21 protein-coding genes are annotated in these 22,590 nt (G+C 43.3%); 4 read left to right on the plus strand and 17 right to left on the minus strand.

Translation table 11 applies throughout. From position 1 onward, the window contains the following. Positions 1-54: 54 nt before the first annotated feature. From AC3CKG_RS07980 to AC3CKG_RS08030, 11 genes are all read right to left on the minus strand, one after another. Positions 55-1,218, minus strand: coding sequence for a glycosyltransferase (locus tag AC3CKG_RS07980; RefSeq protein WP_372201110.1), 1,164 nt, complete (start codon positions 1,216-1,218; stop codon positions 55-57). A gap of 277 nt (positions 1,219-1,495) precedes the next feature. Then, the gene (locus AC3CKG_RS07985) at positions 1,496-2,635 is read right to left on the minus strand and encodes a glycosyltransferase family 4 protein (RefSeq protein WP_488529187.1); all 1,140 of its coding nucleotides are present in this window, start codon (positions 2,633-2,635) and stop codon (positions 1,496-1,498) included. Beyond that, entirely contained in the window at positions 2,616-4,130 is a 1,515-nt protein-coding gene (locus tag AC3CKG_RS07990) for a sigma-54-dependent transcriptional regulator (protein WP_488529188.1), read from the minus strand. Before AC3CKG_RS07990 ends, AC3CKG_RS07985 begins: the two co-directional genes overlap by 20 nt. 209 nt (positions 4,131-4,339) lie before the next feature. Continuing rightward, on the minus strand, positions 4,340-4,762 hold the full coding sequence (locus tag AC3CKG_RS07995; protein WP_488529189.1) for an Hpt domain-containing protein: 423 nt from the start codon (positions 4,760-4,762) through the stop codon (positions 4,340-4,342). A 349-nt stretch (positions 4,763-5,111) separates the two neighbouring features. Beyond that, positions 5,112-6,344: a quaternary amine ABC transporter ATP-binding protein gene (locus AC3CKG_RS08000; protein ID WP_488529190.1), complete on the minus strand. Its 1,233-nt coding sequence runs from the start codon at positions 6,342-6,344 to the stop codon at positions 5,112-5,114. Further along, the gene (locus AC3CKG_RS08005) at positions 6,337-7,236 is read right to left on the minus strand and encodes an ABC transporter permease (RefSeq protein ID WP_017110849.1); all 900 of its coding nucleotides are present in this window, start codon (positions 7,234-7,236) and stop codon (positions 6,337-6,339) included. The genes AC3CKG_RS08000 and AC3CKG_RS08005 overlap by 8 nt, the downstream gene beginning before the upstream one ends. 191 nt (positions 7,237-7,427) lie before the next feature. Continuing rightward, positions 7,428-8,420, minus strand: coding sequence for an ABC transporter substrate-binding protein (locus tag AC3CKG_RS08010; protein ID WP_488529191.1), 993 nt, complete (start codon positions 8,418-8,420; stop codon positions 7,428-7,430). Between the two features lie 543 nt (positions 8,421-8,963). Further along, positions 8,964-9,653, minus strand: coding sequence for a P-loop NTPase family protein (locus tag AC3CKG_RS08015; protein ID WP_065112578.1), 690 nt, complete (start codon positions 9,651-9,653; stop codon positions 8,964-8,966). Further along, positions 9,653-11,752 carry an SLBB domain-containing protein gene (locus tag AC3CKG_RS08020; RefSeq protein ID WP_488529192.1) on the minus strand — a complete coding sequence of 700 codons (2,100 nt, stop codon included), beginning with the start codon at positions 11,750-11,752 and terminating at the stop codon, positions 9,653-9,655. The genes AC3CKG_RS08015 and AC3CKG_RS08020 overlap by 1 nt, the downstream gene beginning before the upstream one ends. Continuing rightward, positions 11,749-12,582: an OmpA family protein gene (locus AC3CKG_RS08025; protein WP_017105481.1), complete on the minus strand. Its 834-nt coding sequence runs from the start codon at positions 12,580-12,582 to the stop codon at positions 11,749-11,751. The genes AC3CKG_RS08020 and AC3CKG_RS08025 overlap by 4 nt, the downstream gene beginning before the upstream one ends. Before the next feature lie 69 nt (positions 12,583-12,651). Then, positions 12,652-12,978 carry an STAS domain-containing protein gene (locus AC3CKG_RS08030; protein WP_017105482.1) on the minus strand — a complete coding sequence of 109 codons (327 nt, stop codon included), beginning with the start codon at positions 12,976-12,978 and terminating at the stop codon, positions 12,652-12,654. Positions 12,979-13,272: 294 nt separating this feature from the next. Here AC3CKG_RS08030 and AC3CKG_RS08035 point away from each other — a divergent pair, with 294 nt between their 5' ends. Next, a complete protein-coding gene (locus AC3CKG_RS08035) occupies positions 13,273-14,115 on the plus strand; it encodes a DNA ligase (protein WP_488529193.1) in 843 nt (280 codons plus the stop codon). 114 nt (positions 14,116-14,229) lie between these two features. Here AC3CKG_RS08035 and AC3CKG_RS08040 read toward each other — a convergent pair whose 3' ends face one another. After that, positions 14,230-15,600: an MATE family efflux transporter gene (locus AC3CKG_RS08040; RefSeq protein ID WP_488529194.1), complete on the minus strand. Its 1,371-nt coding sequence runs from the start codon at positions 15,598-15,600 to the stop codon at positions 14,230-14,232. Between the two features lie 161 nt (positions 15,601-15,761). Between AC3CKG_RS08040 and AC3CKG_RS08045 the strand changes: the two genes are divergently transcribed. Next, positions 15,762-16,370 carry a riboflavin synthase subunit alpha gene (locus tag AC3CKG_RS08045; RefSeq protein WP_488529195.1) on the plus strand — a complete coding sequence of 203 codons (609 nt, stop codon included), beginning with the start codon at positions 15,762-15,764 and terminating at the stop codon, positions 16,368-16,370. A 107-nt stretch (positions 16,371-16,477) separates the two neighbouring features. Here AC3CKG_RS08045 and AC3CKG_RS08050 read toward each other — a convergent pair whose 3' ends face one another. Beyond that, complete coding sequence (locus AC3CKG_RS08050) at positions 16,478-16,681, minus strand: CPXCG motif-containing cysteine-rich protein (protein ID WP_004733789.1); 204 nt, start codon at positions 16,679-16,681, stop codon at positions 16,478-16,480. Between the two features lie 130 nt (positions 16,682-16,811). Further along, positions 16,812-17,678 carry a fructosamine kinase family protein gene (locus AC3CKG_RS08055; protein ID WP_017107077.1) on the minus strand — a complete coding sequence of 289 codons (867 nt, stop codon included), beginning with the start codon at positions 17,676-17,678 and terminating at the stop codon, positions 16,812-16,814. A 569-nt stretch (positions 17,679-18,247) separates the two neighbouring features. Between AC3CKG_RS08055 and AC3CKG_RS08060 the strand changes: the two genes are divergently transcribed. Continuing rightward, positions 18,248-18,592: a DUF3802 family protein gene (locus tag AC3CKG_RS08060; protein ID WP_017112048.1), complete on the plus strand. Its 345-nt coding sequence runs from the start codon at positions 18,248-18,250 to the stop codon at positions 18,590-18,592. Positions 18,593-18,646: 54 nt separating this feature from the next. Here AC3CKG_RS08060 and AC3CKG_RS08065 read toward each other — a convergent pair whose 3' ends face one another. Beyond that, on the minus strand, positions 18,647-19,132 hold the full coding sequence (locus AC3CKG_RS08065) for a C40 family peptidase (protein WP_065103438.1): 486 nt from the start codon (positions 19,130-19,132) through the stop codon (positions 18,647-18,649). A gap of 104 nt (positions 19,133-19,236) precedes the next feature. Between AC3CKG_RS08065 and AC3CKG_RS08070 the strand changes: the two genes are divergently transcribed. Then, positions 19,237-21,291, plus strand: a complete 2,055-nt coding sequence (locus tag AC3CKG_RS08070; protein ID WP_488529196.1) for a methyl-accepting chemotaxis protein — start codon at positions 19,237-19,239, stop codon at positions 21,289-21,291. Between the two features lie 128 nt (positions 21,292-21,419). Here AC3CKG_RS08070 and AC3CKG_RS08075 read toward each other — a convergent pair whose 3' ends face one another. After that, on the minus strand, positions 21,420-21,755 hold the full coding sequence (locus tag AC3CKG_RS08075; RefSeq protein ID WP_017112051.1) for an AzlD domain-containing protein: 336 nt from the start codon (positions 21,753-21,755) through the stop codon (positions 21,420-21,422). Positions 21,756-21,757: 2 nt separating this feature from the next. Next, the gene (locus AC3CKG_RS08080) at positions 21,758-22,495 is read right to left on the minus strand and encodes an AzlC family ABC transporter permease (protein ID WP_029223694.1); all 738 of its coding nucleotides are present in this window, start codon (positions 22,493-22,495) and stop codon (positions 21,758-21,760) included. Positions 22,496-22,590: the final 95 nt, after the last annotated feature.

Here is a 22,590-nt window from a genome sequence, read left to right on the forward strand (position 1 = left end):
TCATTCTGATTTCTGCCTTTAAACCTAAATACACGTAAAATATGAGTGTCATGACTAACGAAAAGCCCAGCGCAAAACTGGTTTTAAGCTGCAAGCTAAAGACATAGAACTCGGTTCCGCATATATTTTCTCGTAGAGTCGTTGGAAGCGTTGTGTGTTAGCAATAACAGTCAGGGAAGAGGCCGTGAGTTCATATAAATCATTACCGAGCCTACTTCCAAGTTGAGGCTGAGTGATTAAGCTCAGCATATGCTCGGTCATCTCATTTATTGGGTTTTGTGTTGAGAACAATAGCCCATTGCCTTCGTGGTTGATGAACTCTGGAATGCCGCCAATGCGGGGCGCAATAATAGGTAACTTGGCGAGCCCAGCTTCGGCAATCACATGCCCAAAAGCTTCATACCTAGCACCACTGATAAAAGCATCGGCACCACCGTACAACCAATCCGCCGTATTATTTTGTTCTCCAACTAAGTGAACACGTTCATTTAAACCAGACGAATTAATCAAAAGTTCAAGATTTTCTCTATCTTCGCCTTCTCCGATCACGACTAAATGACAGTCATGGTCTTGACTAGCAATGTTAAGTGCTTGAACGATCAAATCTATGCCTTTGCTCACAACGAGAGGTCCTACAGCAATGAAGACATAACTTGGTGCTGGGATATTTAGGTGTGTACGTAGGTCTATCTTTTGGTGGATATCTTGAGCTACACCGTTATAAATCACTGACAGTTGGTCTTGAGGGTAATCGTCATCAAGTAGCCCTTCGCATACATCGTAGCTCACCCCAACGATACAGGGAGACAAATGCAATCCGAATGTAAAGCGGTCTCTTAATCGATAATTATTGTGAAGTTGAGTTACAAGTGGGATTTTGCATAGTTTGGCAGCTAGGCACATCCATTGGCATGGAGCACCATTATTGATGTGTATTACGTCGATATCATGTTGTTTTATCAATGTGATCGCTTGGTTCACTTGTCTGCACCAACCAATGACATTGAATTTCGGTTGTTTTCGGCCAAGCATGAGATGGAAAGGAGAGTAATGGTTAGGAACCTCGGAATTGGTCAAACGTTCGATAAGAGGCTCACAATTGCTCCAAACCAACGGTTTGTAACGATTTCGATCGAGAGATTCAACCAAGTTGATTAAACGAGATTCGGCTCCACGAATATTATCGTCACCGTAATGAACATAAAGAATGTTTTTCATACCAATCCCCACACATAGGATGCCTGTTTTCTTGACTGCGTTTTAGCGAAATAGAACAGGCTAAAACAGTGTTAGGGTTAACTTTGCAAGTGTGATGCCATTGGTTTGATATGGCTAATATACTGTTTTTTAACACTTTATGAGAAAGGCTAATTATCTATTTCAAATTGAGAATCAGAATGAACGAACAACGAAGAAGGGTGACATTACGACATACAGAATTATCAGTGTTTCTGTAAGTGCTCAAATCGTTAAGTGACCTGAGGCGCTGGGTGGTTTAAAGCTGGTAGCAATTCAACAATTGCGGGATAACGGCTTGCGGCGAATAATCATCGATGACGCTTTGTCTAGCTTTGGCACTCATGATTTCTTTGTCAGGGGGGGACAGATTTAACCATGCGTTGAGGTTCGCGGTCAGTTCTGACTCTGAGTGCGAAATGTAGCCATTACTGCCATGGACAATCAATTGAGGTAGATTACCCACAGCCGTTGCAATTACCGGTATACCGCGAACCATGGCTTCAAGAGCGGCCATTGGCAGACCTTCGTATCGAGAGGGAATGATCAATACATCAATTCGCGGCCATACTGCAGCCATATCATTTTGATGACCATGAAATTGGCAGTTTGCAGGGCTATTTTGTGCGAGCTGTGAACGTTCAGGTCCATCACCAAATAGATTGAACTGATGTTGTTCAAAGTTTTTCGCTAAAGTTATAAAGCGATCGGCGGCTTTTTCGTGGCTTAAGCGCCCGACGAAACCAAACTGATAGTGATCTAGTTGGTTGTTTTGTTCTTTTTGAGTATCGCTTGAATCTAGGGCTTGAGAATTGACAGGAATACTCACAAAGTTATTGAGTAATGTAGAGCGAGTCGGGACTTTACGACTTATTTCACTACTAACCACTAATGAATGATTTGATATCCAACTTGTGTAACGATCGAGAAGATCATAAACCCAAACACGACCTGTTGGCGTTTCACCTGCATGGTAGGTGGAGATTTGGCGGAGTGGTATTCGCCTACTTAACAATTTAGTGGATTTGCTCACTATACTGGCTTTGTAACCATGAGCATGAATCAGTTGTGGCTGATATTGTTCAACCGCTGACCGCAGCTGAGCTATCGGATTACCTTGGACTTTTGATAGGTCTTGGAGATAAGAGTAAGGCAGGGCGCTTTCATTTAATCGCCCGATAATCGAGGGTTCTGGCATGTATTGCGTTAACAAAACAACACGTACTTTGTTGCCGTGATTAAGCAGGCCTTTTGCTAGCTCCAAAACGTGTGTTTCTATTCCTCCGAAAGTTTGGCTATCGATGAACAACCAAATTTCTCCCAGTACAGGAATGAGAGCCTCTTTGATAAGAGGCTCGTTTACGTTATTCGGGGGGATATTAGGCTTGGTTGTACTCATCTTCAGATTCCCAAGCCTGCTTCTTACGATAAACGGTAGAAGGGCTTAACTCTAAAAGCACAGCAGCGTTTAACACGTTTCCATCGCAATGATTGATCGCATGTTGAATTGCTTCACGCTCAATCTGCCACATTGGACGTATAGCGCCTTCGACCGTTGTGAAAGCTGGAGTCATTGACTCGATTTGCGCTTGCGGTGTTGGCGCTTGCTCAAGCTCTTCTGGTGTGATCGGCGGTAACTTAGTTTCAGTAACAGGAGTCGGAGCTGCCACAGCAACGGGCGCTACATTTCGTATTGGCGTAATAGACCTTGGTTTCGTGGTATCCGCTTTATTAATTGGCGGAGGAAGCATGTCTTTAGTCACGCTGCTTTCATTATTTAACACCACGATGTTTCGAATGACATTTTGCAACTGACGTACATTACCTGGCCACGCGTAACGTTTAAGTAGGTTTTGTGTCTCTTTGTCGATAGATTTGAATTTCTTCTTATCTTGCTTCGCGTACAGCTTCAAAAAATGACTCGCAAGAGTGACAATGTCACTTCCTCTTTCTCGTAGTGGCGGCATCTCGATAGGTACGACATGGACGCGATAATAAAGGTCTTCACGGAATCGACCTTCTTCAACTTCAACCAGTGGATCTCGGTTGGTTGCGCAGATGATTCGAACGTCGACTTTGATTTCTCGGTTACCGCCGAGTGGGGTAAAGGTGCCTGTTTGTAAGAATCTAAGGAGCTTTTTCTGCATCTCCAGTTCCATCTCACAAAGCTCATCGAGAAATAAGGTACCGCCATGCGCTTGCATCGCTGAACCTTTGCGGTCGGTCGTAGCGCCAGTAAAGGCACCTTTAACATGACCAAAGATTTCACTCTCCATTAGATCTCGAGGGATAGCACCACAGTTAATCGCAACAAACGGTTTATCGCAGCGTTGACTCTCTTGGTGTATCGCTTCTGCACAGACTTCTTTACCAGTACCACTTTCGCCATTGATGAAGACACTGGCAGTGGTTGGGGCAACTGAATCAATGATTTTGTAAACAGCTTGCATCGGTAAGCAAGAGCCGATGAAGTTATGGAAACGGTCGCGATCGAATTTGGTTTGAATGTCATCGACCAAGTTTTCGAGCTTGGCTCTACGCAAGTGAAGATTAACCGACGTTTTCAGGCGGTCAGCTTGAATGGGTTTCTCTAAGAAATCTTCCGCCCCACGTTGAATTAGATCAACGGCGATATTCACTGAGCCGTGTGCCGTAGCGATAATGACCGCAGTCGGAATCTCGCTATCACTGATCCAATCTAAGACTTCTTCGCCCGGCATATCAGGCAGTTTTAGATCGAGGATAACGAGCTGTGGGGCGTGTCTTTCTATAAATGTTTTGGCTTCAGCGCCAGTCTCGACATGAAATATGTCGTATGGCTCATCTTTGACGTACTGTTTGTAAAGTACGGCAAGAGAGGTGGAGTCTTCAACCAACAATACTTTAGGGCGCATTGTATAATTCCTTTTGAAACTTTATCCTAACCAATCAATAACATAGTGACATCTAAGCATCAATACGAATAACGCGTATTTGTTAGCTACCGCATGCAATATTTTAATATGCACTTGGCTTTAATCATTACTGATACTGACGATATCTAAGCGAATCTTTAAAAGCGATGTTACAAAGAAAATTGTCTAACATCGATTTGAAAACGAGTTTAACTAAAGCCTTGGTCTTTTCTTTCTAAAAGGGCTTTAATCGAACACTCTGCGAGTTCTAACAAATCGTCGACCCTAAGAAACGCGTCTTCATGCTTTTGTTCTAAACATTGCTTTTCTAACGTTCGTGCTAGAACGGACAGTGGGCGGTTACCTAGTGCAAGAGCGGTACTGCCAACCGTATGCACTTCAAATTCAAGGGCTTGAGCATCATTATCTGTAGCCGCTTGTCTAATAGCGGTTAGGCGAGTTTGTGATTCTTCTACGTAATGGTCGATTAAAATAGGAATGATCTCTGCACTCGTATCGCGAATCATTTGTTCTAAAATGCTCTCGTCTACAAGCTCTGCATCGGCAAGTTGCGCATTCGCTTGTTCGTTCAAACCAGCACGTGTCTCTGAAGCTAAAGTCGAATTATTCACACTAAATCCTTTCATTGTGTGTTGAGGAAATACGTTAGCTTGAGGCTAATATCCATAAGTATTATTAAGTTTTAGTCATTTTTTAGAATAATTTCAACTGGTTGCCTTAAAAACTATGGCATTAATTGGTTCATAGCTAAGCGCGAAATCAAAATGTCATAGTAGTAATGCTCTGATTTTTGGTGTTTTTACTTATGAAATATGAACTTAGATGTCTAACTTGGGACCGGGCGTTTTAAAACACAAGGGTAAACTCTACGGCGGAAACAGAAAGGCCACTGCAGTTATTCAATGCAGTGGCCTAGGTTATTTAAGATAGTTAAAAGATTACTAACGTTGGGCTAAGAAACTAAGAAGCCTTATCAATCTTTGGCTTTGGGATAGTCTCTACTTCTTCCTCGCTATTTTCAGTGAAGATCTCAGCAACAGCGCTTCGCTCTAACTCTCCTTTAAGATTTCCATCTTCATCGACAACAGGAAGAGAGTAATCACAAGACATGGTATCAGGCAGAACTTCTTCGATAACGGCATCAGGCAACACCGCTGGCACTTCTTCGTAGATTTCTTCACTAAAATCGTGCACTGAGGAATCTTCAACCGCATCTTGAAGACTTTCTTGGGTCACTAAGCCCTGATAGCCGTCATCGGTTACGTGATAAGCGTAATCGTTTTTCAGCATCTTCATTTGTGCTAGTGCGCCTTCAATGGTTTCCGAAGTAATGCGGTATAGAGGAGGTTGCATTACCGTTTCAACGGTAAGCGCGCGTGCTCGGTTTACGTCTTTTACGAACGCTTCTACATAATCATCTGCAGGGTTCAACAGAATTTCATGAGGCGTACCTTGTTGGACTAATTCACCATCTTTCAAAATCGCGATTCTGTCTCCTAAACGAAGTGCTTCGTCGAGATCGTGGGTAATGAAGATAATGGTTTTATGAAGCTTTTCTTGTAGCTCAATCAGCTGATCTTGCATTTCGCTTCGAATCAAAGGGTCAAGTGCTGAGAAAGCTTCATCCATAAGTAGAATTTCAGCGTTGGTACATAAAGCTCGAGATAAACCGACACGTTGTTGCTGACCACCAGAAAGTTGAGCAGGGTACTGGTTGCCGTAACCTTTTAAGCCAACAGTTTCGAGCCACTCGTTAGCTTTCGCTAAACGGTCTTCTTTCTTTATGCCTTGAACTTCGAGCCCGTATGCAACGTTTTCAACCACAGTACGGTGAGGCATTAAACCAAAGCGTTGGAAAACCATCGACATCTTGTGACGACGAAACTCTTCAAGCTCTTTGGTATTGAGGCTCATTACATCAATACCTTCAACCGTGATCTTACCTTGAGTCGGGTCAATTAGACGGTTGAAGTGACGAATTAGAGTCGATTTACCAGAGCCTGAAAGGCCCATGATAACGAAGATTTCACCGCGGTTGATCTTGAGGTTAACCTCCTTCAAACCGACGGTATGCCCAGTATCTGCCAATATGTCGTCTTTGTGTTCACCATTTTTCACACGGTTCATTACAGACATCGGCTTTGGTCCAAACACTTTGTAAAGACCACTAATTTCAATCAATGGTTTAGTCATGCTTGAATCCTCCTAGGTGCGCATTGGTTCTTCGCGCGTAAGCCTGTGAAGCTCGGTCAAATAAGATAGCTAGCGCCACAATGGCGAAACCGTTCATCAAACCTAATGTAAAGTATTGGTTGGTGATCGATTTTAATACCGGTTGCCCTAAGCCTTTTACGCCAATCATCGATGCGATAACGACCATAGAAAGTGCCATCATGATAGTTTGGTTGATGCCCGCCATAATTGTTGGCATCGCTAAAGGCAGTTGAACACCCCACAAGCGTTGTTTCTTACTCGCACCAAACGCTGTTGCCGCTTCCAACACTTCCTTATCGACCAAACGAATACCTAAGTTGGTTAAACGAATAACAGGTGGGATTGCATAGATAACTACGGCGATCAGGCCCGGGATCTTACCGATACCAAGCAGCATAACTACTGGGATAAGGTATACAAACGCAGGCATGGTTTGCATGATATCGAGTAGCGGCGTCACAATGGATTGCACTCGATTAGAGCGTGCCATTGCAATACCAATAGGGATGCCAAGGAAAATTGAAACTAGGGTACACACAGTAATGATACTGAGCGTCCGCATCGTATCTTCCCACATTCCAAAGTAACCAATGAGAAGCAATGAAACCACACACCCTAATGCCAGTTTCCACGAGCGACTCGCGGCATACACCAAGCTGGTACATACACCAAGAACGATAAGCCACGGAGTGGAGATAAGGAGTTTTTCAAACCAAACAAGGAAAGAAAGAAGAGGGTCAAATAATGATTCAATCATTTCGCCGTATTCACGGGAAAATTCGCGGTAAGCGCCATCTAGCGCCTTTTTAATTGCTCGCAAATCAGAGCGTTCCATTTCAGGAAAGCTTGATAACCAATTGCTGTCAGCCATTTTATATCCTTATAGTTCGGCGCCTTTCAGTTCGTCTTAAGTCGCTGTTGAATAACGAGCGAGATAGACGGTTTCAGTCGCGATAACACATAGCATCATCGTGACTGAAACTTAGGACTCCGAATATTGAATAACATCAAGTATAGCGACGTTATTTATTCCTATTATTTTCATCTAGTTAGCAAGAGCGATTACAGCTCTGCTTCTACTTTCTTAGCGACTTCTGGAGAGACCCACGGGTGCCATATTTCTGGGAATTCACTCAAGAAATGGATACTCGCTTCTTCACCATCCGCTTGATTGTCTTCCATCCAAGCAAGAAGTGAGTTCATTTTGTCGTTCGTGAAACCACGTTTAGTGAAGTAGTCGTAAGCCTCAGGTGCTCTTGATGCGAAGTCTTCTGTAGTGACAGAGTGAACAGGTGAAGGTGGGTACATGGTTGCTTTAGGGGAATCACAGTCTTCTTTAGTGGTACAGTTCAAAAACTCCTGTTCATTGACGCCACTACCAAAGTCAACTTTGACCATATCGTATTTACCTAACACCGCGGTTGGTGCCCAGTAATAACCAAACCAAGCTTCTTCACGTTCATAAGCTTTAGCGATAGATCCAGATAAGCCGGCACTCGAGCCTGGATCCACAATAGTGAAACCACTCTCTTCTAGGTTAAGAGCTTCAAACAAGTTACCGGCACTGATTTGACAGTTCCAACCTGCTGGGCAGCTATAAAATGCAGATGTATCTGGGTCTTCTGGATGTTTAAATAAGCTAGCGTTTTTGCGGACGCCTTCAATGGTTGCCATTTCTGGGTATTGCTTAACCAAGTAAGCGGGCACCCAAAAACCTTCTTCACCACCGTTTACAAGGGCTTTACCAGCGTAGCGGAGACGTTTCTCTTGGACACCTTTATCAAGTGCGTCTTTGAGGCTGTTACTCCATAGTTCTGGTGCAACATCTGGTTGGCCTTTTTCAATCATCGACGTGCCAGTTGGCATTGTGTCACCAGGGATGAGTTCGGCATCACAACCATAACCGTGTTCTAGGATGAATTGGTCAATGTTGGCGATTAAAGTTGCAGAGTTCCAGTTCATATCTGCGATTGTTACGCTGCCACATTCACCAGCGTTAGCATGACCACTGGCTGCTGCAACTAACAAAAATACGGAGCTTAACTTGTATTTCATATTGAGTTTCCTTTCTCTTTAATAATACAACCAAGCTAATCAAGGTCTGTTGACTAACTAAATTGCTCGATGGTGATCCTTTCCGTGTATTTGAACCATTTGAGCAGAAGGAGGGATGGAGGGAATATGAATAGATAAACCAACAAAGCATAAAGTGTGATTTGCTCGATTTATCCACTGTGTTTCACAGCCATCGGATAACTTTGTCAAACTATTACAAATTCGTCAAAAACCACCTCTATTTATAATCTTAGGGAATATTCGTACGAATTCCATCTTTGATGCGATTTGCATGGTGCTTTAACCGTCTGTGTCACATTACCGCTAAAGTTAGGCACAGGGCTGTTGATCTTTGAGTGGTTTTGAAGGTGGTAAGACCATGTTTGTGATGTGTGAAATGCGTTGAATGGTTTTTAAAATCGCATTTTTAACGATAATTTCGCCAAAAACACCAAATTTGGTGTGAAGTGAATTAACTCTAGGACTAGTAGGATAGGTGGCTGTCGACTTTTAAATGACAGCCGGAAATCGACACAGGAAAAATCACATTGGCAGATTTAAAAACTCATTTTGATAAAGTTTGTTTGCCAAGCGGTCACGGAGCTTAGAAGGAAGGAATTTCATTCGGTTGACCTGTCGAACCAGTTCTTGAGCGAAGCTTGGGTTGTTCTTCATGTTCATCACGCAACCCATCAGCGAAATGCTTTGAGCATCGAGAAGTTTCTTCGCTTGCTCTAGATGATGAGTTGATGTTTCACCATAGGCGACAACAAGCAGTGCACAATCACAAGCACTCGCAACCGATTGAGCAGGAATATTCCCCTTGTTGATATTAAGCAGAGGCGACGTATCAATGATCACACGGTCGTACTTTCCTAACCACTGAGTCACCGCTTTGTTGAGTGTTGCTGGGTCTTTATAAGCGAGCTGAGTTGATGCGACTTGTGGAGCCGGGACGCCAATGAACATACGATGAGATTCAACGTGTTCAATAAGCTGACCCGATTGCTCCTCTTCAAGCATGTGCAAATTCTTAAATGCAGAGTTGAACAAGTTGAGGTCAACATACAACGTAGAGTGACCCGCCAACAGGAAACGTTCCGCTAATGCCGTTGCAATAGATGTTACGCCGTCACCCGAGTGACAGGCAGTAACACAGATAGAGCGTTGTCCATTCAGTTCAGAAGCTAAGTACAGTTGTTCAACTTCTGCATGCGTTGCTGAAATAGTCATTATAACGCTCCTATTAAGACGATCATTGTTGTTAGACGTAGTATGTCTTCTAGACCTACACGAGCTTTTTCCATAAAGCTCTCTCGGCGATCTGGGATGTAGATAGTGTCACCAGCGCGCAGTACTGGGAGGTTGTAAATGTTGGCTGTTTTGCTGAACTCAACAAGGTCGAAGGTACGCGCTTGGCCTTGGCAACAAGACATGTTCACAATGGTAATTTTCTCTACGTAAGCGTTATCAGTAGGGCCTGCCGCCTCTGCCAATATATCTAAAATGGTCATGTTGTCGTTGAACACATAACGTCCAGGGTTGTTAATCGCGCCAAGTACACGAACGGTTTCTTCTTTCGGCGTGTCTAACCAGTTTTTACCTTTCTCTGGGATATAAATGGTGTCGCCGGTGGTTACGTTCGGCAGTAATGATTCATCACCTGTTTCAAAGTACAGTGATAGGTTCAGTTTGCTGACTTGAGAGTAAGTTTTGTCACGGTGTGTGACTCGAACATTGTGGATGTCGGCATCTTTAGTTGGACCATCAGCTGCTGACAGTATGTCTAAGAAATGCATATCTTTAGTGAAACGGTAACGACCAGGGGCATTCACTTGCCCGAAGATATAGATTGATGCGTCTGAGCTTTGACGAACCCATTGTGATTTATTGTCTGAAGGATCTTGTGGCAAATCGTGAACACGAACGATAGAGCCAGCGCGAATGTAGGGCATTTGATCTCGTGGTGCGCCATTTCTGATGAAATCATCAAGGTTGAACACAACCAACTTTCTACCCGTTACTACTTCTATTTTTGATGTATCGGCACGTAACGTAGGACCACCGACGTGAGCCAATAATCCCATGAAGTTCATTTCATCTGACCATTCAATACGTCCAGGACGGTTCACTTCGCCAATAACGTTAACCGCTCTGTCTGGCGCAATCTTCAACCAAGACTTCTCGTTCATGTCCGTTTTCTCTGGAACGAAAATAGCGTCACCTGCCTTAATGCTTGGTGGATTAGAGTTAGGTAGGCCTTCTGTGTAAGCCGCTAAATCGAACTTAATCACTCTGCCATCAGCTTTGATCACACGTATTTGGCGAGATTCTGCAAATCGAGTCGGCCCGCCAGCATTGGCAAGGATATCCATGAAAGTAGCGTCTCTTTTTCCTTCAAAAGCGCCGGGAGCGGCAACTTCACCCATCACGTAAATCATATTGGCACCAGACTTAATCTCTTCTTCTTGCTTCGGTACAAAAATGGTTGAGCCGGGACGAAGAACAGGCAACAAGCTTTCATCACCAGAGTCTAGGTAGCGTTTAAGGTTAAATAGAGTAGGTGTGTTGTTAGAGATTACACGGATTTGCTCGACGCTGGCGTAGCGAGTAACACCGCCCGAACGCATAAGCACATCAACTAAATCAGTATTCTCTTTGTACGTGAATGAACCTGGCGCGTTTACCTCACCAAATACCTTAATGGCATTGCGAGAGTCGGCACTGTCGCCAGAGTTAGCAAGCTTGGCTGGGTCAAACTCCTGTTCAATGTTGCCAACCAGCGGGGAAGCAGGAACAAACAGCGAATCAAGCGATTGCAGTGTCGGTAGGTTAGCTTCATCACCTGAGTCTAGAAAGCGTTTGTAGTTGAACTCTTTTTTGTCAGAGCCACGTTTTAGGATCAGTTTGTCTAACTGTGCACCTGAACGTAAACCGCCCGCAGCGTACAGTGCCATTTGAACACTTGAACCTAGCGCTAACGTGTATTCGCCCGGTTCTTTCACATAACCTTGTACCGAGATGATGATTTGTTGCTCTTTTACGTACACAGAAGCGTTTGACAGATCTTTGTATGCCGTAGCCAGTGACTCCAGAACGACTTTGTTTAGTTGCTCGTTGTTGTAACCTGCCACGAACACTGCACCGACTTCAGGAAGGGTAATTCGCCCGCGTTTATCAACTTGGAAACCTGTATTTAGTGTGCTTTCACCAGGAACATTAACTTGGATAAGGTCACCGACCTGTACAGCATCAGAAAATTCGTCGTTAGCTTGAACGAAACTCGCGAAGCACAATGCGAATGTGATGAATAAAGTGACTAGTGATTTCATAGTGCACCTCCCATCTTCGCGGCGTTCTCAGGCGAGATAACTTCAATGCTCACTCGACGGTTTGTCAGCATGGTTCCGTCAGATTCACCCTCAAAAAGTGGCACCGTTTCACCGACTGATACGGCTTTAATTCGTTGTGGACTTAGGCCAAAGATAGTGAGGTAGCGTTCGACTTGTTTTGCACGTCCTAGCGCTAGCTTATCGTTGTACTCTTCAGAACCTGCCGCATCAGCGTGTCCTGTAACAATAAGGTCTAAAGATTTGTTTTCTTTTAAAATGTAAGACGCTTCGGCCAATTTACCCATGTATTTAGGATTCACTTCAGTCGAATTTTGAGCGAATTGGTTGTCAACATTGAGTAGGTCGTACAGTTGTTCGATCACAGACAACTGCATGCGAAATTGGTTTTCGTTCTTCGGTGGTTCACAACGCGCTTGAGAGGTCACGTAGTCGAGTTGAACTTCGAGTTCGTTGAGACGCTTTCTTTGAATAACAAGGTCATTGGCTGCATCTAACAAAAGACCACCTTGTAGTTCACGAGCAATTCGGTTTTGTTTTTCAATGGCCTGAACGACAGCTGCAGGGAAGCACCAACGCGCACCTTCTTGAATTAACGCATCTAAATGCAATTTTGCGAGTTGCCAATCAAAACGTAGTCCATGTTCAGGACCAAGAGGTTCGTCAGGCATGACAGGTGAGAAGTCGGAATTCTGATAATTAAGTGAGTCGTAGCTTTCAGCCAAACCGCCTGTGCCTTGCTCTGGATAGCTTGTGCAACCCAGAACTAGAGCAGACAGAGAAAGGGCTATGTAGTTTTTAAGTAATTTCATGCCAACGTCCTTTGTTTTTTCTTTTTATTATTATTTTTAGATACTTACTTCTAGCTTAGTGGATCTTTTTTAATTAGCAGGACTTTTTGAGTTAACAGGGATTGCGTGACCAATACGAAGTAAGTTCATGATTTCTAGAGGTTGTCCTGAAACGTTTTCTAAACGCATATTTCTTTCACGTTCTGTAAGACGTTTAAACATGTAGACGATTGCGCCCACACCTGATGAATCAAGAAACTGTACTTGGCTGAAATCTACTTCGATTTCTTGATGACCGTCGTTCGAAATAACATCATCGATGTCAGTTTGAGCATCTCGACTACCTGCTGCGTCTAAATCACCAAAAATAGAAAGAGTCAGTGTCGTAGTGTTTAAGTCAATTTTACGTAATTCCATAATGTTATCTCCTTGAATGCATGTGTTTACAACTGCACTGAATGTGCCAACTTTTATATCTTTTATTATCAATGGGTTAGATTGATTGGCTGTTCAGGTGTCATATTGAGAAACATGACTTCTCAATATGAGAACTAAAAATGAGTGAATTTTTGAGAGCTACTAGGTATTAATCTGATGAATGAAATCAAGGGTTGAATAATGTTGACGTTTGGATCGCATCGTTAATTTAATTCCTGATATCAACTCTGTTGAACACATAGGATGAAAGGAGTGAATAACACGGAGTGAATAATGAGGTTAACCAAACTGGCTATAGCAACGTTGTGGGCGTGTGCTTTATCTGCGCATTCATCATATTTACCACCGGATCAATTGGTTCTAGCAAATACCTATCAACAAGGAATCGATGTCTCTCAATATTGGAAAAGCGAAAAACTGGATGGTATTAGAGCGTTGTGGGATGGCGAGCATCTATTCACGCGTAACGGCAATCGAATTTATGTCCCTAAGTGGTTTGTCGCAAAACTTCCTAAAGTTCACTTAGAAGGCGAGTTATGGGCAGGGCGAGGTAACTTCCATATTGTTCAATCAACTGTTTTAGATCATACGCCCAGTGATACTGCGTGGCGGAAAATCGACTTCATGCTTTTCGATATGCCTGGTGCTGCTGGAGATTATCAAAAACGTTATTACAACATTCTCCATTGGGCGAGTGTGATTGATGAAAAGCATATTGGTTACATCGAACATTTCCCAATACCCAATGAAGAGTTGTTATTCGAGCAGTTAGACAACATCGATGAAGAGAATGGTGAAGGCATTATGCTTCGTAAGATCACCAGTCGTTATCAAGCAGGAAGAAGCAACGACCTGTTGAAGCTAAAAAGACATCATGACGCTGAAGCGACCGTTATCGGTTACAAGGGAGGAACAGGAAAATACAAAGGCATGATGGGCTCGATATTGGTGCACACCGAAGAGGGCGTTGAATTTTATATTGGGAGTGGGTTTAGCGATAAGATGAGGTTGGCACCACCAGAAATCGGCAGTCGAATTACTTTCCGCTATAACGGTTTTACACAAAACGGAAAGCCCAAGTTTGCACGCTTTGTTCGAGAAAAGAGTGAGTATTAAAATTAAGGCATTAGCTGTATTCAAACTAGAGCGCTTGAAGTTAACAGAAACAAAAAGAGCCCTGATCATTCAGAGCTCTTGAGGTTCATTTTTATACTGGTTCTACGTTAGCAATTAACGAGAACTAAACTCTAGCTGAACATCGTCGTCTTGTTTGTGCATCCAGTGCAGGCGCATACCCAACATAATGGCTGCTGACGTAAGACCAATGATGAAACCAATCCAGAAACCATGTGCGCCCATAGGCTCAACTATCCAGTCTTTCATTCCTAAAACGTAGCCGATAGGAAGCCCAAGCAGCCAGTAGGCAACGAAGGTAATGTTGAAGATCGAACGCATGTCTTTATATCCGCGCAAAGCACCCGCCGCAATCACTTGAATTGCATCCGTACATTGATATACCGCCGCGAACAACAACAGCTGCATGGCAACGGTAATAACCGCCGTATTTTCAGTATAAAGTAGCGAAACTTGCTCTCTGAACAACACGGTTAGGGCAGCCGTCATAAACGCCGTTACTAATCCAACAATAATGCCCACATGTGTCGCTATTCTTGCGCCCTCTGTGTTGCCTTGCCCCAATTTATGGCCAACACGAATACTCACCGCAGCACCAATACTCATTGGAATCATGAACACAAGTGAAGAGAAGTTAATCGCGACTTGGTGCGCGGCAACAATCAATGAGCCTAATGGTGCCACCAATAAAGAAACGACTGCAAATAGCGTTACTTCAAAAAAGATTGCAGCGGCAACCGGGAAACCAAGTTTGAACAAACGGATTTGGGCTTTTAACTGTGGCTTATGGAACGTGCCAAAGATATTAATTTTCGCTAAACGCTTCGATGTTAAAACGTAAGCAAATAATAGAGCGAACATCACCCAATAGACGATTGCCGTCGCTACGCCACAGCCAACGCCACCAAGAGCAGGCGCACCTAGCTTTCCGTATACAAACATCCAGTTAAGCGGGATGTTTAATAGTAAGCCGATAAAACCGATAACCATTGCGGGTTTGGTTAAAGACATACCATCGGTAAAACTTCTTAAAGTTTGGAACAGCAAAAATGCAGGAACAGCAAACATCACGGCATTCATATAGCCGATGGTCTTGTCTGCCATGAGCTGTTCAATGTCCATCCATTCAAGTATCAGTTGCGTTTGAAAGAGCACGCCAATGATTGGAAGAGAGATGACTAGCGCTAAAAACGCACCTTGCTGAATCTCAAATGGAATCTTTACTTGGCGACCCGAGCCATTCAATTGTGCCACTACAGGAACAAGCGCCATTAATAGACCCACGCCAAATAGAATGGATGGTAACCAAATACTTGCTGCGATCGAAACAGCCGCCATATCAATAGCACTTACGCCACCGGCCATAACGGTATCAACAAAACCCATTCCGGTTTGTGCAACTGATGCGACCAAAACTGGGGTCGCAAGTTTGATTAAATTAGAGGCTTCTTCTTTGTAACGATGCACAAACAACTCCAAATAAGAGAGAAAATTAGAATAATAGCGTAGGAATAGACATTCTGAAGGAATCAGAGACACTGATCTTGAGCTTCCACTGGACGAATCATAAAGAAATGTCACAATACTTGCTATGAAAAACTGTTACTAAAATGCTAAATAGGAATCTTATGTTTACAGGTATCGTTCAAGGCATGGCTACACTGGTTGCTATCAACAAAAAAGAGTTGTTTCAGACTCATACCATTGAGTTAAACGACGAGATGGTTGAAGGATTAACGATTGGTGCTTCAGTCGCTCATAACGGTTGTTGCTTAACCGTTACTGAAATCTCAGGTAACCAAATCTCATTTGATCTCATGCAAGCAACACTAAGACTAACCAACTTAAGCCAACTCGATGTTGGTGACCAAGTAAACGTCGAGCGCGCCGCTAAGTTTGGTGACGAGATTGGTGGTCACAGCATGTCTGGGCACATCGCACTAATGGCTAAGTTAGTCGAAGTGATTAAAACGGAAAACAACCGTACGCTTTGGTTCGAATTACCAGAAGCATCGATGAAATATGTTCTGAGCAAAGGCTACATTGGCGTCGATGGCTGTTCATTAACGATTGGTGAAGTGGAAGACAATCGTTTCTCCGTACATCTAATCCCAGAAACGCTGAATCGCACTCTATTTGGTGGCCGTCAAGTAGGGGACGATGTGAACATCGAATTCGACCCTCAAACACAAGCTATCGTTGATACCGTAGAACGCGTACTCGCAAATCAGAAGTAACCTGAACGACAAGGTTTATGGTTTGAGTAGTAAGATATCGTTATAAATAGTAAAAAGAGCACATCGTGTGCTCTTTTTTGATCGGGGCTGAACCGAAAAATGATTGGTCAGAAAACTTGTTCATCGTCTGCATCAATCGAGAGGTTAATTCTGTCTCTCACTTCATCTACCTGCATATCGAGGTGAATGGCATTGCAACACGCTGGACAATCGTCGTAGAAGTCTTGGCTACCATTGGAAGCATCGAGCGTTATGCTGATGGCGTGCCCACAATGAGGGCAAGAGACATGTTTCTCGGTGTATTTATGCATGGCGAATTCTCCTCACTGTAACTTTTATCAATTGCAGCCGCTTTATCAAACGTGATCGCTTTTCCCAATCGTAGTCGCTTATATCGAACAGGCTGCTTGTATGGTTCTTGGTCAACCGTTGTGATTGATATTAAACGGCCTGAATCTTCTGAATGCACGCTTCGGTTTGCGCTAAATACTCACCGCCAAATTGATTGCAGTGATTTAAAAGATGGTACAAGTTGTAAATGTCTTTTCGATCAGTATAGCCAACGTCTAGTGGCATGACGCTTTGATAGCCGTCATAAAACTCTTCAGGGAAGCCTTCGAACAATTCAGTTAGCGCTAAATCGCACTCATGGTCACCCCAGTAACAAGCAGGGTCGTAACAAATTGGGCCAAAAGCAGAATTGGCAACATTTCCGTTCCAAAGATCACCGTGGAGTAATGAAGGGCGAGGGTTGTGGCCCGCAAGTCGCATATTGACCACGTCGACAATATCGTCGATATCACCAAATTCGATGCCTTTTTCTTTCAGAAGCTGCAACTGAAAACCTATACGCTGCTCTGAGAAAAAACGGCCCCATTTTTTGTGCCATGGATTGGGCTGAAGGGTACTGCCAATATAGTTATCTTGGTCGCAACCAAACTCTTTTTGTTCACCCCAGCTGTGTAATTGTGCCAGTTGAACGCCAAAGTCATAACTATTATTGCCTGTTTCTAAAGGCTTAGTGGGTAGGTAATTAAGAATAATGAACGAGCACTCTTTGGTTTTACCAATCAGCACCAACTCTGGAACGTAGACTGTGGAAGTATTTCTTAGTAGGCGCAGGTTCTCAGCTTCAATTTCAAATTTTGGGAGAAATTCCCGCTGATTCACTTTTACAAAGTAACGTTCATTACCATCACTGATCATATAGCAATCGTTAATGTCACCGCCAGGCACCTTAGTACGTTCAGTAATCTGAAAGTTGAATAAAAGGGTGTCTGAAAGCTGTTGAGAAATGGCCTGCCACATAGGAAATCCTCACAGAACTGTTGATTTGAAATACTAAATACAAATAGTTTAATAGCAATAGTTTAGGATAAATCTGAGCAATTTATAGACGTTCTGGTCAATGTTCTTAGCTCTTATTCCGTTCGATATGCATCAATTATAGAATTTGTGAACTCGAACTGTCTCAATGCCGTTGATATACCAGAAGAAATCATACTTTGTTAGGTCGCCAACTGTTTGGAACAGGTATCACATCTGAGCCAGATAAGATCCCCGTTAAGTGGAAAAGAAGGGGCGGATTGGTATCGTCTACACGTTACCTTATTTGGTTCTAATAAGATGGTTAGCGCTCATAAGGCGATAGGTAGAATGTCAGTAAGGTATTAAATCCTTTTGTCGCTTGGCTTTTCACCTGTTTAGTTTGATGGCTTGTTTGATACTTGAGAGGTTGATTTAAATTTGAGCTCAAATGCTAACAAAGATCATTTAAATGCGACTTTTAATAATAAAATGATGACAAATGACCTAATTTACATAGTATTAGCCAAGTACGTATTAATCTACTCTTGAGCTTAAAACGGAGATTTATTGTGGTTGTAGAAACCGATGGCTACTTAGCTTTAATCGAGCACCTATCATTCAACCTAGATGTATTCACCAAAGGTACCGGTGATACTGGCACTGAAAGTGTCGAGGACATCGTAACGGACATGATTTCAAGCAACATCATGGCTATTTTCGAACAAAACCCAGAATTGCATGCCAGCGTTCGTTTTCAATTGTTGAAAGAGGCCGATGCTGTTGTCGCTGATTTAGGTGAAGTATTAGCAGGTGTTTGGGCTAAGAAAGCGACGAACGAACAGATTGTTTTTCTTGATGAATACATCGCATTAGTGAAGAACTTGTTTGACACTGCTGTAGCTAAATACGACTAAGATCTGTTGCTACTGACGTTAGCTAAATGTAATTAAAGTCAGATAAACTTCAATCTATATACGTCTAAAGTGCCAGAATTTTGAAGCCCAGTAGGGGTTATCAAGCCTTGAAATAATCACGCCTTTAGACGTAGACGCATGTAGGAACTGTTTGTTTCCCAGATAAACGCCTACATGTCGAACCTTTGGTGAGGTTTTGAAAAAGACCAGATCACCGCTTATCGCTTGCTCATATGCGATTTCTTTCCCTTGTTGACTCTGATCTTTTGTCGTCCTTGGCAGTGCTTGTTGGGTCGCATTTTGTACTGCAATTTGAACAAATGCAGAGCAATCAACACCTCTAAATGACGTGCCACCAAAGTGATAAGGCACACCTTTCCACTGGTCATACACGCTCATATAGGCATTAACAGTCAATTGTTCTGATTTTGATAGAGGTTTCTGTGCGGTTTGACTGAAGTGAGAGGGAGGTGGTGTCGAGCTACATGCAGCTAATGTTGCGAAAGTTATTGTAACTGCAAGCATTTTTCTGAATTTCATATGTAACTCTTCTGAAAAAAAAATGAAATAAAAACGTCATCAAGGACTTCTAGTATACGAACTAACTTAAGGATATCTCTTTTCGTAGTCAAACTGGATTTCACATGCCCGACACAAATTTATCAATAAAACCCTCACGTTATACATTCTCGCTCATCCAAACCGTTAGTGCTGTCTTTATTTCCATTCTTTTACTTGTCAGCTTTTTATCAATGGTCAGCATAAGAGGTGTTGAGCGAGTGGGCGGATATTTCGATACGCTATCAGAGCAAGCATTACCGCTTGCGTTGCACAACGCGGAGCTAACCCAGAGCGTATTAGAACAAGTCAAACTTCTCACTTACAGCACCCAATCAACCGACTTAGATACACTGAATGCAACACGAGGATCGATTGACCAACTCGCTTCCGAGAGTAACGCAACGCTAGAGGAACTCCTTTTTATCTCCCAATCTTTTCCTGATGCGATCTCTTTAGAGCAACAACAGAACCTTATCGATGATATGGCGCAACTACAAACCATGACCAACACGGTTCTGCTCGCCCAGATCGAGATTCAAAATAAGCAAAACCTGATCGACAGCAAAATGGGCGAGTTCCGTTACGGTGTTGGTTCGATCGGACCCGAAATGAACCGTATCAGTTCGTTTTTGGTGGAAGATAACCCAGAAGCCAGTGATGCAGCGAATCGCTTCACTTCAAGTGCTTCTGCAATGGCAAATACCTTTTTGATGTTGATGATGCAATCTGACATCGAGAAAGCACAAGACGAATATCGCCAATTAAGAAACCGAATTGCGGGCCTGAACTTGGCTTACAGTGATTTTGCAGATTGGCATCCTGACATTGCTGAATTCGCAAGCCTAACCGCACCTTATGAAATGGTAAAAGAAGGCTTCACAGAACAAGGCGTTATCAAGCAACTACTATCGAAATTACAGTTAGTTCAACAACAAGAGCAAGATCTTGCTGAAGTGATCTCTTTAGCGAACACTGTCATCAACACACTGAACCAATTATCTTTTACCGCTTCTCAATTGATTGATGAGAGCGAACTCGTTGTTAATCAGACCATTACCAATATTGACCGAGTGTTGTTTATCAGCGGCCTAGTGATCGCCGTAATCATCGTGATTTCATGGTTGGTATTACGTCGCTGGGTCAACAAAGGCCTTAAAAATATTACGCAACAACTGAGCTTGCTTGCAGAGCATGATTTCTCAAAACAAAGCGTATTGGTTGGTCCTTTAGAGTTACAAGTGATTGCTTCGAAACTGAATACCGTGGTCGATTCAACAGCGGATTCCGTACGCTTGGTGACACGTAACTGTGAAACGCTTTACCAAACCGCAGAAGTAAGCCATGACGCAGCGGAACAAACTAATTTGAGCATGAATGAACAGAACGAATCGTTGCAGAACATGATTACAACCATAACTGAGCTTGAAGCCTCGATTGGTGAAATTGCACGTATTTCGAATGCATCCAATGACGACGCGCTACTTGCTGAAAACGAATCGGTAACTGGTAGCCAAGTTGTCGGGCTCAACCAACAACGCCTGCAAGCTTTAGAACACTCTTTAAGTATGAACGAAGAGTCGATGACCGACCTCGATGGACGCGTTAAACAGATCCGTGAAATGGTCGACGTGATCAGCGGCATTGCAGAAAACACCAACTTGCTGGCATTGAACGCCGCAATCGAAGCTGCGCGAGCCGGTGAACAAGGAAGAGGCTTTGCCGTGGTTGCCGATGAAGTCAGAAAACTAGCCAGCGGCACTTCTCAGCAAACGACTAATATTCGCAATATGATGAATGAGTTGGTCGCAGCAGCTGGACGCTCTCGCTCGGCGGTAACTGAATCTCGAAGCGAAATGGCCAATGCGATGCAAACCAGTGGTGATGTTAAGCAAGCTTTTGAAAAAATTGAAGTTGCAGTGAGTCAGATTAAAGGACGAGTCGAGCAAATCATGGTGGCGACTGAGCAGCAGGCTCGCGCCACTGTTGATGTTACACATTCAATCACCCGTGTATCGGAGCAGGGTGAAGATACCAAGTTGCAGTTAGAGTCTATGATTGAAAGCTCAGAACAAGTCGCCGAGATCGCAGGGCACCAACAAGCCATGCTTCACAAGTACCAGTTGCAAGCTGAAAAGTAGACACGTTCGTTGCTGTTTGTTGATAAATATTGAATAACTATCAAGCGAGATAGGATTTATGCAAAAGGCAGAGTACGAGACTCTGCCTTTTCTTTTTTAACGCTATTTACCTGTCTATTTGAGCTTCTCTACATCGGCAACATTGGCATGATTTGTTGGAAAAAGATGAGCGAGGCAACACCACTGATCACAACCCAAATCAGATCAAAACGAAGGCTAACAAGCGTACAAACAATCGCAGCCAAAACCTTTGGGTTGTGAAGATCGAATTCCATTTCAGGCCCCGCACCTAAAATCTCCACAGCAATGATCGCAGGTAAAACCGTAACGGGAACAAAGCGCAGCGTCTTTTTAAAACGCTCCGACATCTCAAACTTGCCCGCCATACCAATCACAGAAAAACGAATGATGAAGGTTGCCGCCGCCATCGCTAAGGTAATAAGAATAAAAGTCGTTGTATTCATGGTTATGCCACTCCGCTTTCTGCGATTAATAAACCAGTTTGTGTTGCTTCTTGTTCTGCTTTCTCTGTCGATAGATCCATGCGATACCCCGCGTAAACGCCTACAACCGCTGCGATAACAAGGCCAAGCGAGTAGGGGAGTTCAGCCAGCAGAACGCCTGTGAATGTCGCAACGATTGCCGCCACAATGCACTCGCGACTTTTCACTTGGGGAATCACAATAGCAATGAAGGCTGCAACCATTGCGAAATCTAAACCATAGTTAGCAATTTCAGGGAACGAAGAACCAATCAGAGCACCTAAAAAATCTGCCAAGACCCAGTTAACCCAAAATCCGCCCATCGCCGCCAAATAGAACCAATGACGACCTTGTTTTTCTTCCTTCATTTCATTGATCGTTACTGCGTATACCTCGTCTGTTAATCCGTAAGACATCAATATGCGCATATGAAGAGGGTATTCTTTCATGTGTTCAGACATTGATGCGCTGTAGAGCATGTGACGCAGGTTGATAATGAAAGTAGTAAACATGATGACTACGATGCTCGCAGACGATTGAACCAAGCCTAATGCGACCATTTGCGATGAACCAGCAAACACAGTAAATGACCACAAAGTACTTTGAGTAACACTCATTCCGGCTGTGATACTTATTGCTCCGACGATAAATGAAAATGGAAATGCGCCTACGCATAACGGCAAGATGGCACGTAGCCCTGCCTGTATCTGTTGTTTATTCATGACTGCTCACCCTAAATTAAAAATTCAAATTTATTTGCAAATTATGGTGAGAATCGTATTGCTGATTCGTTTGTTTTTCAAATGCAGATTAAAAT

It is taken from the genome of Vibrio sp. QJM3NY_15 (assembly GCF_057785995.1).

Bases quoted from the DNA above. Each gene is read 5' to 3' on its own strand.
- AC3CKG_RS07980 (WP_372201110.1), bottom strand. From the start codon at position 1,218: ATGAAAAACATTCTTTATGTTCATTACGGTGACGATAATATTCGTGGA.
- AC3CKG_RS07985 (WP_488529187.1), bottom strand. From the start codon at position 2,635: ATGAGTACAACCAAGCCTAATATCCCCCCGAATAACGTAAACGAGCCT.
- AC3CKG_RS07990 (WP_488529188.1), bottom strand. From the start codon at position 4,130: ATGCGCCCTAAAGTATTGTTGGTTGAAGACTCCACCTCTCTTGCCGTA.
- AC3CKG_RS08000 (WP_488529190.1), bottom strand. From the start codon at position 6,344: ATGACTAAACCATTGATTGAAATTAGTGGTCTTTACAAAGTGTTTGGA.
- AC3CKG_RS08005 (WP_017110849.1), bottom strand. From the start codon at position 7,236: ATGGCTGACAGCAATTGGTTATCAAGCTTTCCTGAAATGGAACGCTCT.
- AC3CKG_RS08010 (WP_488529191.1), bottom strand. From the start codon at position 8,420: ATGAAATACAAGTTAAGCTCCGTATTTTTGTTAGTTGCAGCAGCCAGT.
- AC3CKG_RS08015 (WP_065112578.1), bottom strand. From the start codon at position 9,653: ATGACTATTTCAGCAACGCATGCAGAAGTTGAACAACTGTACTTAGCT.
- AC3CKG_RS08020 (WP_488529192.1), bottom strand. From the start codon at position 11,752: ATGAAATCACTAGTCACTTTATTCATCACATTCGCATTGTGCTTCGCG.
- AC3CKG_RS08025 (WP_017105481.1), bottom strand. From the start codon at position 12,582: ATGAAATTACTTAAAAACTACATAGCCCTTTCTCTGTCTGCTCTAGTT.
- AC3CKG_RS08030 (WP_017105482.1), bottom strand. From the start codon at position 12,978: ATGGAATTACGTAAAATTGACTTAAACACTACGACACTGACTCTTTCT.
- AC3CKG_RS08035 (WP_488529193.1), top strand. From the start codon at position 13,273: ATGAGGTTAACCAAACTGGCTATAGCAACGTTGTGGGCGTGTGCTTTA.
- AC3CKG_RS08045 (WP_488529195.1), top strand. From the start codon at position 15,762: ATGTTTACAGGTATCGTTCAAGGCATGGCTACACTGGTTGCTATCAAC.
- AC3CKG_RS08050 (WP_004733789.1), bottom strand. From the start codon at position 16,681: ATGCATAAATACACCGAGAAACATGTCTCTTGCCCTCATTGTGGGCAC.
- AC3CKG_RS08055 (WP_017107077.1), bottom strand. From the start codon at position 17,678: ATGTGGCAGGCCATTTCTCAACAGCTTTCAGACACCCTTTTATTCAAC.
- AC3CKG_RS08065 (WP_065103438.1), bottom strand. From the start codon at position 19,132: ATGAAATTCAGAAAAATGCTTGCAGTTACAATAACTTTCGCAACATTA.
- AC3CKG_RS08070 (WP_488529196.1), top strand. From the start codon at position 19,237: ATGCCCGACACAAATTTATCAATAAAACCCTCACGTTATACATTCTCG.
- AC3CKG_RS08075 (WP_017112051.1), bottom strand. From the start codon at position 21,755: ATGAATACAACGACTTTTATTCTTATTACCTTAGCGATGGCGGCGGCA.
- AC3CKG_RS08080 (WP_029223694.1), bottom strand. From the start codon at position 22,495: ATGAATAAACAACAGATACAGGCAGGGCTACGTGCCATCTTGCCGTTA.